Source organism: Glutamicibacter sp. NPDC055354 (genome assembly GCF_053644955.1).
The window spans coordinates 2,152,419-2,168,630 of the sequence record NZ_JBSHMB010000001.1; the positions used below are offsets into that span (position 1 = coordinate 2,152,419).

General features: G+C 61.4%; 16 protein-coding genes. 6 read left to right on the forward strand and 10 right to left on the reverse strand.

Annotated elements, in window-relative coordinates; translation table 11 throughout:
• Positions 1-109: 109 nt before the first annotated feature.
• The 3 genes from ACWICV_RS09960 to arsB are packed head-to-tail and all read right to left on the reverse strand — an operon-like array spanning position 110 to position 3,060.
• Positions 110-1,537: an FAD-dependent oxidoreductase gene (locus ACWICV_RS09960; protein ID WP_454090284.1), complete on the reverse strand. Its 1,428-nt coding sequence runs from the start codon at positions 1,535-1,537 to the stop codon at positions 110-112.
• A gap of 42 nt (positions 1,538-1,579) precedes the next feature.
• Positions 1,580-1,993, reverse strand: a complete 414-nt coding sequence (locus tag ACWICV_RS09965; RefSeq protein ID WP_365945437.1) for an arsenate reductase ArsC — start codon at positions 1,991-1,993, stop codon at positions 1,580-1,582.
• A gap of 11 nt (positions 1,994-2,004) precedes the next feature.
• The gene (arsB, locus tag ACWICV_RS09970; RefSeq protein WP_402471561.1) at positions 2,005-3,060 is read right to left on the reverse strand and encodes an ACR3 family arsenite efflux transporter; all 1,056 of its coding nucleotides are present in this window, start codon (positions 3,058-3,060) and stop codon (positions 2,005-2,007) included.
• A 143-nt stretch (positions 3,061-3,203) separates the two neighbouring features.
• Between arsB and ACWICV_RS09975 the strand changes: the two genes are divergently transcribed.
• Positions 3,204-3,578, forward strand: a complete 375-nt coding sequence (locus tag ACWICV_RS09975; RefSeq protein ID WP_454090283.1) for an ArsR/SmtB family transcription factor — start codon at positions 3,204-3,206, stop codon at positions 3,576-3,578.
• A gap of 155 nt (positions 3,579-3,733) precedes the next feature.
• Here the strand turns inward: ACWICV_RS09975 and ACWICV_RS09980 are convergent, their stop codons facing one another.
• Both ACWICV_RS09980 and ACWICV_RS09985 read right to left on the reverse strand, forming a co-directional pair.
• The gene (locus ACWICV_RS09980) at positions 3,734-3,949 is read right to left on the reverse strand and encodes a CDGSH iron-sulfur domain-containing protein (protein ID WP_105662146.1); all 216 of its coding nucleotides are present in this window, start codon (positions 3,947-3,949) and stop codon (positions 3,734-3,736) included.
• Complete coding sequence (locus ACWICV_RS09985) at positions 3,946-4,974, reverse strand: iron-containing redox enzyme family protein (protein ID WP_402471569.1); 1,029 nt, start codon at positions 4,972-4,974, stop codon at positions 3,946-3,948. Before ACWICV_RS09985 ends, ACWICV_RS09980 begins: the two co-directional genes overlap by 4 nt.
• 920 nt (positions 4,975-5,894) lie before the next feature.
• Here ACWICV_RS09985 and ACWICV_RS09990 point away from each other — a divergent pair.
• The 4 genes from ACWICV_RS09990 (at position 5,895) to ACWICV_RS10005 (ending at position 9,185) form a co-directional block, all read left to right on the forward strand.
• Entirely contained in the window at positions 5,895-6,131 is a 237-nt protein-coding gene (locus ACWICV_RS09990; protein ID WP_454090282.1) for a hypothetical protein, read from the forward strand.
• A 146-nt stretch (positions 6,132-6,277) separates the two neighbouring features.
• Positions 6,278-7,375, forward strand: coding sequence for a fatty acid desaturase family protein (locus tag ACWICV_RS09995; RefSeq protein WP_454090281.1), 1,098 nt, complete (start codon positions 6,278-6,280; stop codon positions 7,373-7,375).
• A 464-nt stretch (positions 7,376-7,839) separates the two neighbouring features.
• Positions 7,840-8,043 carry a cold-shock protein gene (locus tag ACWICV_RS10000; protein WP_105658961.1) on the forward strand — a complete coding sequence of 68 codons (204 nt, stop codon included), beginning with the start codon at positions 7,840-7,842 and terminating at the stop codon, positions 8,041-8,043.
• Between the two features lie 707 nt (positions 8,044-8,750).
• Entirely contained in the window at positions 8,751-9,185 is a 435-nt protein-coding gene (locus tag ACWICV_RS10005) for a hypothetical protein (RefSeq protein ID WP_400290076.1), read from the forward strand.
• Positions 9,186-9,305: 120 nt separating this feature from the next.
• On the opposite strand, the gene ACWICV_RS10010 is transcribed toward ACWICV_RS10005, so the two are convergent.
• Positions 9,306-10,268: a cation diffusion facilitator family transporter gene (locus ACWICV_RS10010; RefSeq protein ID WP_454090280.1), complete on the reverse strand. Its 963-nt coding sequence runs from the start codon at positions 10,266-10,268 to the stop codon at positions 9,306-9,308.
• Positions 10,265-10,696 carry a transporter substrate-binding domain-containing protein gene (locus tag ACWICV_RS10015; protein WP_332727624.1) on the reverse strand — a complete coding sequence of 144 codons (432 nt, stop codon included), beginning with the start codon at positions 10,694-10,696 and terminating at the stop codon, positions 10,265-10,267. The genes ACWICV_RS10010 and ACWICV_RS10015 overlap by 4 nt, the downstream gene beginning before the upstream one ends.
• A gap of 350 nt (positions 10,697-11,046) precedes the next feature.
• Here ACWICV_RS10015 and ACWICV_RS10020 point away from each other — a divergent pair, with 350 nt between their 5' ends.
• Positions 11,047-12,267 (forward strand): MFS transporter, encoded by a 1,221-nt coding sequence (locus ACWICV_RS10020; protein WP_454090279.1) that lies wholly within the window; start codon positions 11,047-11,049, stop codon positions 12,265-12,267.
• Positions 12,268-12,342: 75 nt separating this feature from the next.
• Here the strand turns inward: ACWICV_RS10020 and ACWICV_RS10025 are convergent, their stop codons facing one another.
• The 3 genes from ACWICV_RS10025 to ACWICV_RS10035 form a co-directional block, all read right to left on the reverse strand.
• Entirely contained in the window at positions 12,343-13,386 is a 1,044-nt protein-coding gene (locus ACWICV_RS10025) for a hemolysin family protein (protein WP_454090278.1), read from the reverse strand.
• Positions 13,383-14,729 (reverse strand): hemolysin family protein, encoded by a 1,347-nt coding sequence (locus tag ACWICV_RS10030; protein ID WP_454090277.1) that lies wholly within the window; start codon positions 14,727-14,729, stop codon positions 13,383-13,385. The genes ACWICV_RS10025 and ACWICV_RS10030 overlap by 4 nt, the downstream gene beginning before the upstream one ends.
• A gap of 661 nt (positions 14,730-15,390) precedes the next feature.
• Positions 15,391-16,179 carry an SDR family NAD(P)-dependent oxidoreductase gene (locus ACWICV_RS10035; protein ID WP_454090276.1) on the reverse strand — a complete coding sequence of 263 codons (789 nt, stop codon included), beginning with the start codon at positions 16,177-16,179 and terminating at the stop codon, positions 15,391-15,393.
• Positions 16,180-16,212: the final 33 nt, after the last annotated feature.

Consider the following 16,212-nt stretch of genomic DNA (forward strand, 5'->3'; position numbering starts at 1 on the left):
ATCCCGGTCCTCGAAAAGAAAAATGGAGCCAAGGGGCAACGCGGCATATGCCGCGTTGCCCCTTGGCTCCATCGAATTTCCGTGGCGATCGCCCCTTGCCCAATCTGGCTTACTGGGCGGCTACTTCGCTGTTGCCGTGCAGTGTTCCTGTGCTCAATCCCAGGCTCACCGGCTGCGGCGAGGCGCAGCAGCTGGCAGCTTCGGCGGGCTCGGTTCCCCTGGCGGTGTCGCCGTCCGCGGGGGCGTCGCAGGAACCGCCCAGATCCGTGGAGCAGACCCCGGTTTCCGGCAGATCCAGTTCAACCCGGCCTGCCCCGTCGGCATCGCCGGACAAGGCAGCGGCAATGGAGCGCACCTGCTCGTAGCCGGTAGCCATCAGGAACGTCGGAGCCCGTCCATAGCTCTTCATTCCAACGATGTAGAAGTTCTTCTCCGGGTGCGCCAATTGCTTTTCGCCGTGCGCGCTGACCGTTCCGCAGCTGTGGAATTCCGGGTCGATCAATGGCCCGAGCTGGCGCGGGGCTTCAACGCATTCATCCAGGTCCAGGCGCAGTTCGGAGAGCATCTGCAGATCCGGGCGGAAACCGGTGGCCGCGATGATGCGGTCAACGCCCAGCTCACGTCCGTCAGCCAGCGATACGGACAGCCGCTCCCCTGCGCTCATCGAAGCGACGGCGACATTTTCCAGCAATTCCACGTTGCCGTTCTCCACCAGCCGGCGCAGCGACGTGCCCAGCTGGCCCCGGGCTGGGAGCTGGTCAGCAGCTCCGCCGCCGTAGAGCCGGATCGGGTTGGCCGCCCCGCGCAGGCCCCAGAGGATCCGGGTGTCCGGGAACTTCTTCTGCAACCGGCCCAGGGCAATGACGGTATTCGCCGCCGAATGCCCGGCGCCAAGCACCAGCAATTTCTTGCCCGCGAGCTCCTGCTCATCGGCGCCCAGCGGATCAGGAAGCCCGCAGATGATGAAGCCGCGCTCGCGCGCCTGCGCTTCACCGATGGCTTCGATTCCGGCCCGGCCTACCGGGCTTGGCTGGTTCCAGGTGCCACTGGCATCAACCACGGCACGGCCGAGAAGATCCACCGGGCCGCCAGGAGTCTCGGTGCGCACCAGGAATGGGGCTTCATCGCGGTGCGCGGTGCGTGCCTTGTCGGCACCGCGGCCGCCGGCCAGTACGCGGCTGATCTTCGCCACGCGGTGGCCGTAGCGGATGCGCGGTGACAGGTCCGGGTGGGCGGCCAGCGGCTGGAGATATTCGCTGACCAACTCCGCGCCGGTGGGAAGCTTGGTGATCCGCGGCGCTTCCCAGCCTCCGGCGTATCCCTCGCTGGGGGTTTCCAGCAGCCGGCGGGCGGCGGCATCGATATTGAAGCGCCATGGGGAGAAGAGCTTGATGTGGGCCCATCGCGAAATCGCGGCGCCTGCGCTGGCTCCTACTTCCAGGACGAGCACCTCCTGCCCACGTTCGCGCAGGTGGGCGGCGGTGGCTAGGCCGATGGGGCCGGCGCCGATGACGATGACTGGAAGGTGCTCACTCATGGGCTTCTCCTTGGCTGCTGGAATTCTGGAGACGGTCTGCGCCTAGCTGGCTGGCAGCAATTCTGCGATGAGGTTCTCGATCCGGGCACGGATTTCATCGCGGATTGGGCGCACGCCGTGCACGCCCTGGCCTGCGGGGTCTTCCAGCTTCCAGTCTTCGTAGCGCTTGCCCGGGAAGAATGGGCAGGCATCTCCGCAGCCCATAGTGATCACCACATCGGAGTCCTGCACGGCTTCGGTGGTCAGCACCTTGGGGATTTCCGCGGACATGTCGATGCCGACTTCTTTCATGGCTTCAACGGCGGCCGGGTTGACCGAATCGGCTGGGGCGGAACCGGCCGAGCGGACCTCAATGCGCCCTCCGGAGAGGTGGGCGAGGAAGGCGGCGGCCATCTGGGAACGCCCTGCGTTGTGCACGCAGACAAAGAGAACCGAAGGCTTTTCGATAGCAGTCATGAGTTTTTTCCTTAGGCAGAAGTAGCGGGAGCCTTGGCAGCTGGGAAGAATTTCCGGGACCACAGGGCCACGTAGACCAGGGCAACCAGGATCGGCACCTCGATCAGCGGACCCACCACCCCGGCCAAGGCCTGGCCGCTGGTGGCACCGAAGGTGGCGATGGCTACCGCGATGGCCAGCTCGAAGTTGTTGCCGGCGGCAGTGAACGCCAAGGTGGTGGTGCGCGGGTAGCCCAGCTTCAGCCAGTGGCCGATGAGCATTCCGGCGCCGAAGACCACCACGAAGTAGATCAGCAGCGGGATCGCCATGCGCAGCACATCCAGGGGCTTGGAGATGATGTTATCGCCCTGCAATGCGAAGAGCAGCACGATGGTGAACAGCAGCCCGTACAGTGCCCACGGCCCGATTTTCGGCAGGAATTTTCTCTCGTACCAGTCGCGGCCCTTGGCCTTTTCGCCCAGGGTGCGGGTCAGGTAGCCGGCCACCAGCGGAATGCCCAGGAAGACCAGGACCGAGGCGGTGATGGCGGCAATGGAGAACTCGGCGCTGGTGGTTTCCAGCCCCAGCCACGATGGCAGCAGCTGCAGGTAGAACCAGCCCAGGGCACCGAAGGCGATGACCTGGAAGACCGAGTTGATGGCCACCAGCACCGCGGCCGCTTCCCGGTCCCCGCAGGCCAGATCATTCCAGATGAACACCATGGCGATGCAGCGGGCCAGGCCCACAATGATCAGGCCGGTGCGGTATTCGGGCAGGTCTGCCAGGAATACCCAGGCCAGGACGAACATGAACGCCGGGGCCAGGACCCAATTGATCGCCAGCGAGGTGATCATCAGCTTCTTGTCGGCCAGCACGCGGCCGGTTTCGTTGTAGCGGACCTTGGCCAGCACCGGATACATCATGACCAGCAGGCCGATGGCGATGGGTACCGAGACCCCGGCCACGGTGAAGCGGTCCAGCAGCTCGCCCAGCTGAGGGAAGATGCGGCCCAGACCCAAGCCGACGCCCATGGCCAGCAGGATCCACAGGGCCAGGTAGCGGTCCAGGAAGGAAAGTTTTGCCGCCACGGGGGCAGTGTCTAGCGCAGGCGCGGGTGCCACTGATTCATCACTCCAAGAATAGGCATCGACGATTGTCGATGTTTTGAGTATGATGAAACATATCGACGTTTGTCAATCTCTGGCGCCAGCCAAGAAAAGAGCCAAGGTCCGTGAGCACAGCCACCGTGAATCCTGCCGGAGGAACTTCCCCAGCACCGGCAGCCGACGCCTGCTGCACGCCATCCCAAGGCGAGGCAATCCTCAACGCAGGAGAGGCCGACGCGCTGGCACTGCGCTTCAAGGCCCTGGGCGATCCCAATCGCCTGCGCATCCTGTCCATCGTCTCCGCCAGCGAATCGGCCGAGACGTGCGTCTGCGACCTGCCCGAACCATTGGGCCTCAAGCAGCCGACGGTCTCGCACCACCTGAAAATCCTGGTGGAGGCCGGAATCCTGCACCGCGAAAAGCGCGGGGTGTGGGCGTACTACTCCGTCGTCCCTGGCGCTTTGGAATCCCTAGGCGCCAGCTTGGTTGCCAAGCCCTAGACAGGCTTGACGCAACTGCATTCCAGGCGGCTGGGATCGCGCCATCCGGGATCCACCAAATAGCCGCATTCCCGCGTCCGCGCAGGCAGCTCAGCGAACGGCATCAAACGCTGCAGGTCCCGGATGCGCAATAGCCCATTTCAGGATCCAGTGCCCTACTTCGGGCGCTCGAACTTCATGAGCTTGTGCGTGCCATCGCAAAAAGGCTTGATGGCAGAGCCCCCGCAGCGGCATAGCGCGACGGGCCCTTTCCGGGCCTCGATGGATTGCCCCTCGGCATCCACGATTTCAAAATCTCCCCTGAGCAGCAAGGGGCCCTGCGGGCAAACGGTAATCATGGCGGCTTCCGAAGCGCTGCGCCCCTCGCTCATACCACTGCCCCCGCTCCGGCATGCAATGCTGATCTGCCAGCTTCCCACGCGTCCAGGTACTTTGCGCCGGCCAACGCGTCAACAGCTGCCGCGGCTTGGGCTCCGAAGAGTATGTCGGGCACCAGATCCGGTTCGTCTTCAGCCAGTCCGCCCGCCAGGTCGCGGCCGGCGATTTGCTCATGGACCGCATCAGCTTCCACATGCTCATCGAAGTAATCGGTCACCGGGGATTCATATCCCAGGCGCCGGAACCCGCGGGCATAAGCCGCCTGGGGTATCGAGGAAGTCATCTCGTACAGTGCCAGGTGGCCAGTGATGGCTCCCCGCAGGCGCCGGTGCATGCCGAAGAGCGAAATCATGTTCACTGCCGCCAGCGTCACCGCCGGAATGCGGTCCACGTACGCGCCGAAATCATCACGCAACCCCAGGCCCTTCATGGTCTGCCTGAACAGCTCGCTATGCATTCGCGGCAGCTGCCCATTTCCGTATTCATCAGCCTGGATCTCCACCATGGCGGCTTTTGCACGACCTTCGAGTTTCGGGATCGCCCAGGTATGCGGATCAGCTTCCTTGAGCTGGTAAATCGACTTCAGTATCAGGAATTCGCGTGCTTGTCCGGCAGTAGCCTTGCGCTGGATGAACTTCGAGACCGATGGTCCAGCATCATCAGCAGCGAGCTCGAACAGGGCTTGGGCCACCTTCGCGGAGCTGGGTTCCACGCTTGGAATCGGGCCTGCAGCCTCGCGCAGCGCTTGCTCGAAACCCTCCTCGATCCGGGCCCGAAGCGAAATGAGCCCGGGGTTCCATTCCCAGCGGTCATCGACTTCTTCGAATCCCCGATAGTGCAGTTCGTAGAGCACGAAAAGGCTCAGCTGCAGGTCCCCGTCATCCAGCACATCCGAAGCCGCAGCCAACCGATCTCTTGCGACCGTTGCCAGATAGGCCGCGTATTCCTCCGAGGGGTTGCACAGCAACGCATTGTTCAGCGCTTGGGACAGGTCTCCGCGGGGTACGGGTAGATGCATGATGCTCCTTCGTTCACACTGATCGCACGGTCAGCAATAGTGGCAGTAGGATGATCGTGCCAGCATCCTCGGGATATAACCACCATTGGGAGGAAAAGCCAAGGTAGCCCCTGATCGTGCTCCCCAGCTATGTTCTCGACAGCACCTTATCCCTGAGGAACATAGGGCTGTCGGCCGGCCAATCTCGACATGATGTCTTGTCCCAGCTTTTCCATAGCCAGTGGGAGCTGCGACCGGGATTGGGTTGGGATCATGATGGCAACCGATTAGAGGCAGAACTTACCGGAGTCGTCAGGGAGCGCCTGTCGCCGCCCACTCTTACTGGCACATTCAATCTGGCAAGTAAGCAGGTCATGCCGTGTAAAACTGCCGACAATACTGGCGCCCAGAAGTTGCTCGCACCTCTGACAACAAACCCGGTCCAGAATCTTTTGCTCCATGTCCACACCCAACTGCAAGGTGTCGGCTCGTTCATTTCCCCAAGATGAAAAACAGGTTCCCTAGGGTTGTCGCGTTGCCACTTTAGTATCGAGTAGGCCCGTCTGCTACTCCAGCAAGGGACCAATTACTTGGCATCAATCACTCGCTCGCACTTTCGAATAACGAACTTTCAGGGCCGCACTGGTCGTCAGGTCCGTGCTCGCTAATCAAGGAGAGTCATGCCCTAAGCCACTAATATCACAGCTTTGAAGCAGTGGGCCCGGGCACTTCAGAGGCACTGGAAGTTTCACAGAGTTACTACAGTTGCTCCATGGGCCCTACTGCGATCGATTATTCGGGCTCCAGCGCTGGGCGCTTGGCAGGCGCTGTATAACGAGAAGCTGCTCCCTCAATACCCTGCTAGGCTCAAGATGCTGCCGACGTTGCGCCGCGTGTACGGAAGAAACATCCGAATTTATCTTCATCGATGGGAATATCTCATGGGCAGCAGCCCTGAAGCAGCACTAGGTATCGCACTACTGACATCACTGGTCCGCCAAGACCGAGAAGCCTTCCTGATCATCGCCTCCGAGCTGGAAGGAGGCAACACGCAAGCCGTGGCGATCCTTGCACGGCTAGGTGAAGCAATGGTCGCGATGATCGCTGAGCTGCTGCAGATCGGCAACGAGGAAGCGCTCACACGCATCGCAGCTTCACTGGCCCTCAAAGCTGGATAGAACTCAAAGAAATATGTGAAAGAGCAGAATCTGACAGCGGAAGAACAGCGAGAGCGGCCGTGAACCTGAGTAGAATGGGGGTAATAGGCTCGGTCGGGTAATTTATTGTTCACGACGCAGCGAGCTCTTTCAATCAAGGATTATATTTGCCTCGCAGTTCTCTGCTGGACGTTCCAGCACCCACCGTTAAACCCGGTGATCCTCAAAGTTTCTTCCATATCAAAAAGTTGGTCACCGAAGCTGGACTGGTCGGCCGCCGCCGCGGGCACTATCTCGGGTTGGGCATCGTGCTGACGCTGCTGCTAGCCGGCACCGTTACCGGTTTCATCCTCCTAGGCGACAGCTGGTTCCAGTTGCTGATGGCCGCAGCCTTGGGCCTGCTGCTCACCCAATTCGCGTTCCTGGCACACGAGGCGGCACACCGCCAGATCCTGGCTTCGCACAAGCGCAATGACAAGCTGGGCCAGTTCCTGGCCAATATCGTCGTGGGCATCAGCTACCAGTGGTGGATGAACAAGCACAACAAGCACCACGCCACCCCCAATACCGTGGGCAAGGATCCGGACATCGAGTGGGACACCATCTCCTTCCAGACCGAGGACGCCAAGCGCCAGCGCGGCCTGCTCAAGTGGATCACCAACCGCCAGGGCTACCTGTTCTTCCCGCTGCTCACCCTTGAGGGCTTGAATCTGCATATGCATTCGATCAAGTACCTGTTCAAGGCCGGCCGGGTCAAGAACCGCAAGCGCGAGATGACCGGCATTGCACTACGCATCGCCATCTACCTGGCGATCGTGTTCTACTTCCTGCCGGTGGGCATGGCTTTCGCCTTCCTCGGCGTGCAGCTGGCAGTCTTCGGCGTCTACATGGGTGCGTCCTTCGCCCCGAACCACAAGGGCATGCCGATGGTTCCCCAGGACGCCCGCATCGACTTCTTCTCCCGCCAGGTACTCACCGGACGCAATGTCATGGCCAAGTCCAGCTGGGGAAACCGCGTGCTCTCCCACGTCTACGGCGGATTGAACTACCAGGTAGAGCACCACCTGTTCCCGTCCATGCCGCGCGCCAACCTGGCCGGCGTCTCGCGCATCGTGCGCCAGTACTGCGACGAGCACCAGGTCCCGTACACCGTGGCCAGCGTGCGCGAATCCTACGCGCAGGTGATCACCTACCTGAACAAGGTCGGACTATCGGCCCGGGATCCTTTCGAGTGCCCGATGATCTCCGGATACCGAATCCCATAACGGTCTTGCTGCAGGCACAGAACAACGAAATCAGCTCCCGTGGCAGGGCTTCGGCTTCCCCTCACAGCAAACCGGCGAGATTAAGCGAGCTCCTCATGGTAGTCTAGATATTAGAGCCAATAAGGAAAATTGAAAATTCCTATTGTTCCTCCCTTGGATTTTTAATAAGCGTTTCCTCGGAATTTTTCCCATGAGAGCGAATCGCATCACTTGAAATATTCGTCCCCACTTCCGTGGTGGGGCAGTCGGTTTGAAACTGCGTTTCTATAGAACCTCTTCGACCGCTATTACATGCGTCTCCAGTGAATTCTTACCCCAGAACTCAGAATTCGATGTTCTGGCTCTCCAAGCTATTCATGCTTGATTAAGTGTCACGGGATGCAACAAAAATAATGGCTTCAGTGCTGCTACGGTGGCACAAGCTCAAATCGCGGCATGCCGCGAATTACGATTTAGGAATACACATGGCTACTGGCACTGTAAAGTGGTTCAACTCCGAAAAGGGCTTCGGTTTCATTGAGCCTTCTGATGGATCCGCTGACGTTTTCGCGCATTACAGCGCAATTCAGAGTTTCGGATTCAAGAATCTTGAAGAAGGACAATCGGTCGAATACAAGCTTGAATCCGGCCCAAAGGGCCCTCAGGCTGCAGACATCCAGGCACGCTAAGCGCGTTTAGGTCGATCATCCCAAAAGCGGGGCAGGCGGTCGACGGGTTCTAACGGTCGTTGCAACATCCTGAACAATCAGGCGTTGCAACGACCGTACCTTTTTACGCCAAAGATCAGCACCCAGCAACCCGACACGGTCCTGAAGAGCAAGACCAACACCGGGCTAGACGCAACGCTTCGATCAGGAGCCGGACTAACGAAAGATTTCAAGCAAAGCGAGACCAACGAGGGTTATATAGCCTACAGTTATATTCCTTCCAAGCACTTGACCGGCTCGTTGATACGCGCCGCTTCAGGCATCTGAGCTTTTTCCGGGACCTGCGCGGTCCAAAACGCTCTGGGTATTGAGTGCAGAATTACTTCGATCCACAGCTTTAAGAGGCGAAACAGGAAAGTGCCCATTCGCTGGTCATTCAATTCTTCGACTCTACTTATCCGGCCAATTTCGTCCTACCAAACGCATATTTCTACCACGGCTTGCGCAGGGACATGCTATTTGAAACCCTGCGAATTGCACCGCCTCGGGCATCTGCCAACATGAGGCTCCGCCCGGCGGTTGGAAACGGGATGTATTATTTGAAGAACACTCCACGATGATCACCGAGCGCCAAAGGCGAAACCCGGGGAATTCCGCGGCTCAACGCCGCAGGACTTCGTGGGCGGTCACCTTTCGGAGAGCTGCCATCAGCGGAGGATCACATGAACATGCCTGAACGACATATGCGCGCCATGCAACGCGTCGAAAAACTTTTGCATTGCCCCGAGGCCAGAACCCATCTCACTGCGTACGGCTGGATGGAGGGCATGCCCGTGGTATTCGCGCAACGAGCTGATCCAGTGGATGAAGTCATGGGCTTCGTATCTGTCCATGGCCGGGCTGTACTCATGGTCCTTGACGATGACCAAACCGACGACCTGCAGCTATGGCACATCACGGTACCCAGCCCGCTGTTTCCCAAAGTTCCCCATTTGCCAGCTGGAACCACCATCAGCGAACTCTGCTCCCGGCAGCACACGGAGAAAATGATGCCCTTTCGCGTCGCTTTCTGGTCCCATAGCGCGGCAATCCATGAGATTCCCTGCTTCGTGCGCAGTGACTGGCCTGGCCAAGTAGCCACGTCACCCACCGATATCGGCTAGTCCGGCGGGGCAGCCAAGGCGGGCTGCTAGCTCCAGCGCCAGCACCCTGCCTCGCCGGTTCTCCTCGCCGGATCGCCGTGCTTCCACTGCGCTTCAAGCGAAGGGCCCGGGCCTCGGTTTTCAGTCCTGCTTGAGGAACTCAGGCAGCTCGGGAACTATCGTCACCACCACGTCATACGCTTTCCAGTCGGTTCCCTCTAGCACTTTTCGCGCTTCCTCGGATTGGGCAAGCGTCACGGTATCGGATTCCGGAACGATGAACGCTTCCGTGTGCTGGACCTGGCCGAGTTCGCGGACCCTCAATCCCGCAGTGCGAACCCAATCCAGGGCATGGAGCTGTTCCTCCATGGCCGGGATCAGCGGGTGCGGATCCGTGCCGTCGACACCTTTGGAACGGCGATCCAGCAAATCCGAGGTTGCGGACTTCGTGCTGTCCCAGCCGTCCTTGAGAATGCCGGCAGCGATCACCAGCGCCGCGGTGGAATCCAGCCACCACAACCCAACGCCGATTCCGGCGACACCGACGATCGAAGCAGCATTGGTCTGCCAGTCGGCCTTGGCCATCTTGGAGTCGGCGTAGAGCAGCTTATTGTGCAGCGGTTGGGCAATCTTGATTTTCAACCGTCCCAGCACCACGGCCGGTGCCGCGATCAGCGCCATGACCGCCATCATGATCCATCCTTGCCATACCGTATGGCCAAGCAGGTTCATGGTTCCGATGGTCGGGTGCTCCAGTTTAACCAGAGCCGATACCGATTCGTACGCGAGCATCGCGCCGACGACCAGCAACGCCACTCCTGCGACCAGATGCCCGGCTCCCATGGACCGGTGGTAGCCGTAGGGGTGCGAGCGCCGACGAGCCCTCCGGGTGAACTGCAGTGATGCCAAAAAGGCCAGCTGCGGCAGGACTGAGAGCATGTCTTCGATCCACGCTGTGCGCATGGCCTGCGAATTTCCCACCACTAGTGCCACAAGGGTAATGGTGAGCGCCGTGTATCCGATGCTGATCCACTCGAGCTTCGCAGCGCGCGCCATGAGTTCGCGTTGCGCGGGAGGCAAGTGCGTTCCGGCAGCGTTTTTCATGGCATCTCCTGCGTCTGGTCCAGGAAGTACTCCAGCTCGGACAGGAAAGCATTTTCGCCTGGAGGCACGAGCAGGACTATTTTCCTTTCCTTGCCCTTGGCGTCAATGGCGGTCGTGTAGGGACGAGTGACTCCAGCCTTTTCCGACCACGGCGTCTTGGAGGTGATGCCTCCCGCCACCAAATCCAGCTGGCCTGCTTCCAGCTGCTTCACTAGCTGTTCTTCGCCACCAATGGTCCATTGGATTTCGGCACCTGCATGCTGGGCAAAGTCTTCTATGAGCGCTGGTTCGGCGCCCTGGGGTACTCCATCCCGGATTTCCACGAAATCCGAAGCAGGAGATACTCCGGCCCGAAGCGTCCCGGAACGAACCGTGTCCAGGGTTCCTTCGGGGTCCACCGGCACCGCTGGGAAGCAGGCTGTCGCCATGAAGACGCATCCAAGAGCCGCTGCTGCCTTCACTTGCCGGGTGCGGGACGAACTGTGCCGGAACATCATTCCTCCTGAGCTTGATCGGCCGGGTTGGCCTCCAAACTACTCCGAGGACTCGTGCTGCAATGCAACGCCCGGGAAATATCGGCGAACTCTCAGCTCGCTCCTGCAACCTGCCGAAGGAGAATTCGCCCTGGGCAAGTTGATCCAGCCCGGAGTGCCGCCGGCAGGGATTCCCGTTCAATGACACGAATGCCGGATCGCTGCCCGGCCCGTGCCACAATCCGAAGTGGACAGTAGCGCCGAGCACCAGTTGGCGCGTCCTATGCGAGGAGGCATCGGCGGCAGTGCAAGCCAAAATGGAACAGGTCCAGCAACGGACCAATGCGGCCTGGATCATCATCGTGGCCTCCGGCGTGGTGGCCGGCCTGCACATCTGGAAGCTCGCCCCCGCGCTGACCGTGATCCAGGACGAACTGGGCTTCTCGCTGATTTTCTCCGGCGTGCTGCTGGGCGTGGTGCAGGTAGCCGGCATGGCCGGCGGCCTGGCCGTTTCCCTGCTTTCGGAAGTCATCTCCCAGCGCCGCACGCTGATCCTCGGCTTGCTGCTGCTGGTGCTGGGCAGCACGCTGGGCGCCTTGTCCCCCAGCGCGCCGCTGCTGCTGGCCACCCGCGTCCTGGAAGGGGCGGGCGTGATCATGGCTACCGTCATGGGGCCGGGGCTGGTGCGCCTCCATGCCCCCATCCGGAACCTGAACATGGCCGTGGGGTGGTGGGCCGCCTACATGGGCATGGCCACCTTCATCGGGGTCTTCTCCACGGCGATGGTGCTCCAGCACCTGTCATGGCACCTGTGGTGGGGCATCCTCGCGTTCATCACCCTGCTGCCGATTCCGCTGATCCTCAAGTTCGTGGGTGCGGATGAACCCGCCGGATCGGCGGCCCTGCGCGAGGCCGCCCGGCGCATCGCCATCACCGCCCGGGCATCGCGCGTGTGGATCAGCGGCCTGATTTTCGGCTGCTACACGGTGCAATGGATGGCAGTAGTGGGGTTCCTGCCCACCATCTACGAGGAATTCGGCCTGGATCCGGTGGCCGGTGGTTTGGCCTCGGCCGTGGTGGGCGGGCTGAACGCGGTGGGCGCGATCATCTGCGGAGGGCTGCTCCAGCGTGGCGCCAATGGGCGCACGCTGCTGCTAGCCGGCTTCGCGCTGATGTCCCTGGCATCGTTTTGCACCTTCGCCTTCGACTACCCGCCTGGGTTGCTGTGGATCCAGATGATCTGCGTTGGCTTCTTCTCGCTGGCCGGAGCGGCCATCCCGACCACCATGACCCGCGTGGTGGTCGATCTGGCTCCGCCCGGCGGTTCGGCCCCTGCCTCGATGGGCTTGACCCAGCAGATCTTCAACATCGGCAACTTCACCGGCCCGATGCTGCTGGCATCCATGGCGACACTCACCGGCGGCTGGAATGCCACCTGGTTGCTGACCACAGGCTTCGCGCTGCTCGGGGCAATGCTGTCCTTGCTGCTTTCGCGCAAGAACTCGCCCTTCGCCACGGCGGATTAGTTCCCGATGCCAGAAAGGGCCGAAGCCAGGACGGAATCCCGTCCTGGCTTCGACCCGTGCATTGCGCGGCTGCGGCTAGCTTGCGCTGCGGTGCTCGTCCCTGATCTGGCCGACCAGCTCTGCGAGCATGTCTTCCAAGGTCACCATGCCGGTGGCCTTGCCCGTTTCGCCATCACGCACCAGAGCCAAATGGGCTCCGGAGAGCTGCATTTCCTGCAGCGCGGTGCGCACGCTCTGCTGCTGCCCGAAGGACGGCAACTCGCGGATGCCGCTGGGCTGCAGCGGCCGCGCCCGGGCTTGCGCGTCGGCGCCCAGCACGTCCTTGACGTGGACATAGCCCACCGGGGTGCCGCCGGCGTCCACCAGCGGGAAGCGCGAGAAGCCATGCGCGGCCGCCGCCTCGATCTGCTCTATCGTGGCATCCACCGGCAAGGTCTGCACCTCATCGAAGCTGATCGCCACGGAATCGATGCTCCGGGCATCGAAGTGCAAGGCGCCCAGCAGCAGCTGCTCGTCATGCGCATCGAGCAGGCCTCCCTCCCGGGATTCGGCCACCATGGAAGAGACCTCGTCGCGGGTAAAGGCGCTGGCCACTTCGTTCTTCGGAACGACGCCGAAGATCCGCAGCACCAGGTTGCCCATGGCATTCATCAGCCACAGCACCGGGCGCAGCACCTTGACCAGGATGACCATGCTCGGGCCCAGGATCAGCGCCATGCGCTCGGGTCCGGCCAAGGCCATGTTCTTGGGGACCATCTCGGCGAGCACCACGTGCAGGTAGGTCACCGCGATCAGCGCAATCGCGTAGGACAGCGCGTCGATCATGCCTGCCGGAACGCCGATGGCTTCGAAGGGCCCGGCCACCGCGTACTTCACCAGCGGCTTGGTGACATAGCCCAGCGCCAGCGAGCAGACGGTGATGCCCAGCTGGGCACCGGCCATGACCAGCGAGACGTTCTCGATGGCCCACAGCGTCATCTTGGCGCTGCGGCTGCCTTCCATGGCCTTGGGCTCGATGATGCTCCGGCGTGCGGAGATCAGCGCGAATTCGGCGCCGACAAAGTAGAAGTTCGCTGCCAGCAGCGCGACCGTCACCAGAATTCCCATAAGGTCGCTCATCGCGCGTCCTCCCCTTCTGCCTGCTCGGACACCGTCACATCGACACTGGCGATCCGCTGCCCATCGGTGGCGTGGATGGTGAATTCAAGTTCCTTATGCGGTCCACCGGGCTCGCCCGGGACCACGAGGCGCACGACATCGCCCACCTCGCCGAACCTGCCCAGCTGCACGGTCAGCAGTCCTGCCAAGGTCTCGTAGTCCGAGTCCTCGGGGATCTGGCAGCCCAGCAGCTCATTGGCCTCATCCGGCCGCAGTGCCGCATCCAGCCGCCAGGAGTTCCCGGAGAGCACCTGGATGGTGGAATCCTCCGGGTCGTGCTCGTCGCGCACTTCGCCGACGATTTCCTCCACGAGGTCTTCCAGCGTGAGCATCCCGGCGACGTCGCCGGTCTCGTCGATCAGTACCGCCAGTTGCAGCCCGCCGTTGCGCATCTGGTCCATCAGCTCATCGAGCTCGATGGTATCCGGGACCAGGAAGGCATCTTCTGCACTGTCCCCGGCCGCGGACTGCTGCCGCTGCGCGTAGGGGATGGCGAGCAAGGCGCGGATGTGCACCATGCCCAGCACGCGGTGCCCGCCCTCGTCCACCAGCGGGAAGCGGGAATGCCCGGTCCGCGCGGCAAGCTCCAGCACTTCGTGCACCGTCTCCTGGGCGGTCACGGTGATCATCCGCGATCGGGCGGTCATCACATCATGGGCCCGGCGGTTGCCGAAGGCCACGGTCCGGCGCAGCATTTCGGCAGTTTCCGAGGGAAGCAGTCCCTCGCGGGCCGAGTGCCCCACCAAGGCCACCAGTTCCTCGGCCGAACGGGTCGAGGCCAGCTCTTCTTGCGGCTCGATGCCGAAGCGGCGGACAATCCAGTTGGCGTTGCCGTTGAAGAATGAAAGGAAGGGCTTGGTCACGACGCTGAAGCCGCGCTGGAACCCCACCACGGCCTTGGCTGTTTCGAAAGGCTTGGCAATGGCCAGGTTCTTGGGAACCAATTCGCCAAAGACCATGGTCAAGATGGTGGCCAGGATCAGCGCAATGGCAATGGAGACCGAGCGGGCCAGGGTTTCGTCGAGACCGAAGTCCTGCAGCGGCCCGACGACCAGGGCCGCGATGGCCGGTTCAGCGAGGAAGCCGATGCCGAGGTTGGTCAACGTGATGCCCAGCTGGGCGCCCGAAAGCTGGGTGGACAATGTTTCCATGCCCTTGAGAACACCGGAGGCACGGCGGTCGCCGTTCGCGGCGGCCTGCTTGACCTGATTCCGGTTTACCGTGATCAGCGCGAATTCAGCGGCAACGAATAATCCGCAACCGAGAATGAGGAGAAGCGCTATGAGTAGCGAGATCCATTCCAATTACATGCACCCCCTGACCTGTGGAGCCTGACCGGCATGCCTTCCGGGCAGAGGGTTGGAACTATGAGATCTACTGTCGCCTGAAGCGTCCATCATTCCCTTCCGACCGGAGTATCTTCCTCCGGCCTGCTGTGTTCCATCAATTATCCGGCATGCTGCGCGCCAAATTGGTTGAACCGTACAATTGTTTGCCCAATCCCCTGCTCTTGCATAGAGATTTCACAAGATTACCGGCAGCCGAGCTGATCGGCTATGCCGGAGATTCAACAAACCTGTATCTTCGGTTCAGATCCATTGGCTTCTTTTAAGTCCGCGAAATACGCTGGTCCGGCGCATGGCGCCCAAGAAGGAGAAGCTCTATTTTCGGGCGCTACCGTCTTCGGCGGTTCCTGACGGGCGTGGCTCACTGGCGTATTGCTCTTAGCTTCTTCCAACGACCTGGACACGCAGTTCAACTAGGCCGAAGACCCGCAGAATTTCGTCATCGTCAGGCACGGCTCCCAAGAATGCGGACGTCGAAGGGCTAACTACCGCTTGCTTGAAGATGCGCAAATGCCTGGGCGGTGGGCACTGAGCCGGCCGTTTGCCGACTCACCCAACAGCGAAGAGGTTCGCCGCGGAGCTACAGTGCTCCATGGCGAACCTCGTCAATGCCCATGCGTCAGGAGAAGTTGATGCCGCCATCGATCAAGACAGTCTGGCCAGTCATGTGGTCCGAGTCCGGCCCTGCCAAATAACTCACCAGCTTGGCGACGTCCTCCGGCTCGGAAACACGGCCAGCCAGAATGTTGTCCACCTGCGCCTGCAGGGCACTGCCCCTCGGGGTTCCTTCACGCGCCGTGAGCCGCTCGTCAATCAAATCCCACATCGCGGTTCCCACCACGCCCGGCGCATAGGAATTGACGGTGATGTTGTGTTTGGCGAACTCCATGGCGGCCGCTTGGGTCAGTCCTCGCACCGCCCATTTGGTGGCCGAATACGAGGCGAGGATGGGAAACGGACGGAAAGCAACGATGGATGCCGCGCCAATGATTTTCCCGCCGCTGCCCTGCTCAATGAAGCGCTTGGCCGCCAGCTGGTAGGAATAGAAGACGCCTTTGATGTTCACGTCGAGCATGCGGTCCAACGCCTCGGGTTTCACGTCCAGGATCTCGTCAACCTGCGCAATGCCGGCGTTGGCCACGAACACCGTCAGGTCACCCAAGGCTTCGGTACCCTCCTTGATCATCCGTTCCACGTCTTCGGGGTTCGACACGTCTCCGGCCACCCCGACCGCACGGCGCCCGCGCTGCTGGACGGCGGCGATGACCTCATCCACGTTCTCCTGGGCTCCCGGGACATCGGCAACGATGATGTCCTGCCCATCATCAGCCAGGCGCTCGGCGATGGCCCTTCCAATCCCTCGTCCTGCTCCGGTGATGAGTGCGACCCCTGCGATGGATCCTGCCATGGTGATTCCTCCTGTTAGATGCTGCTCGGACTT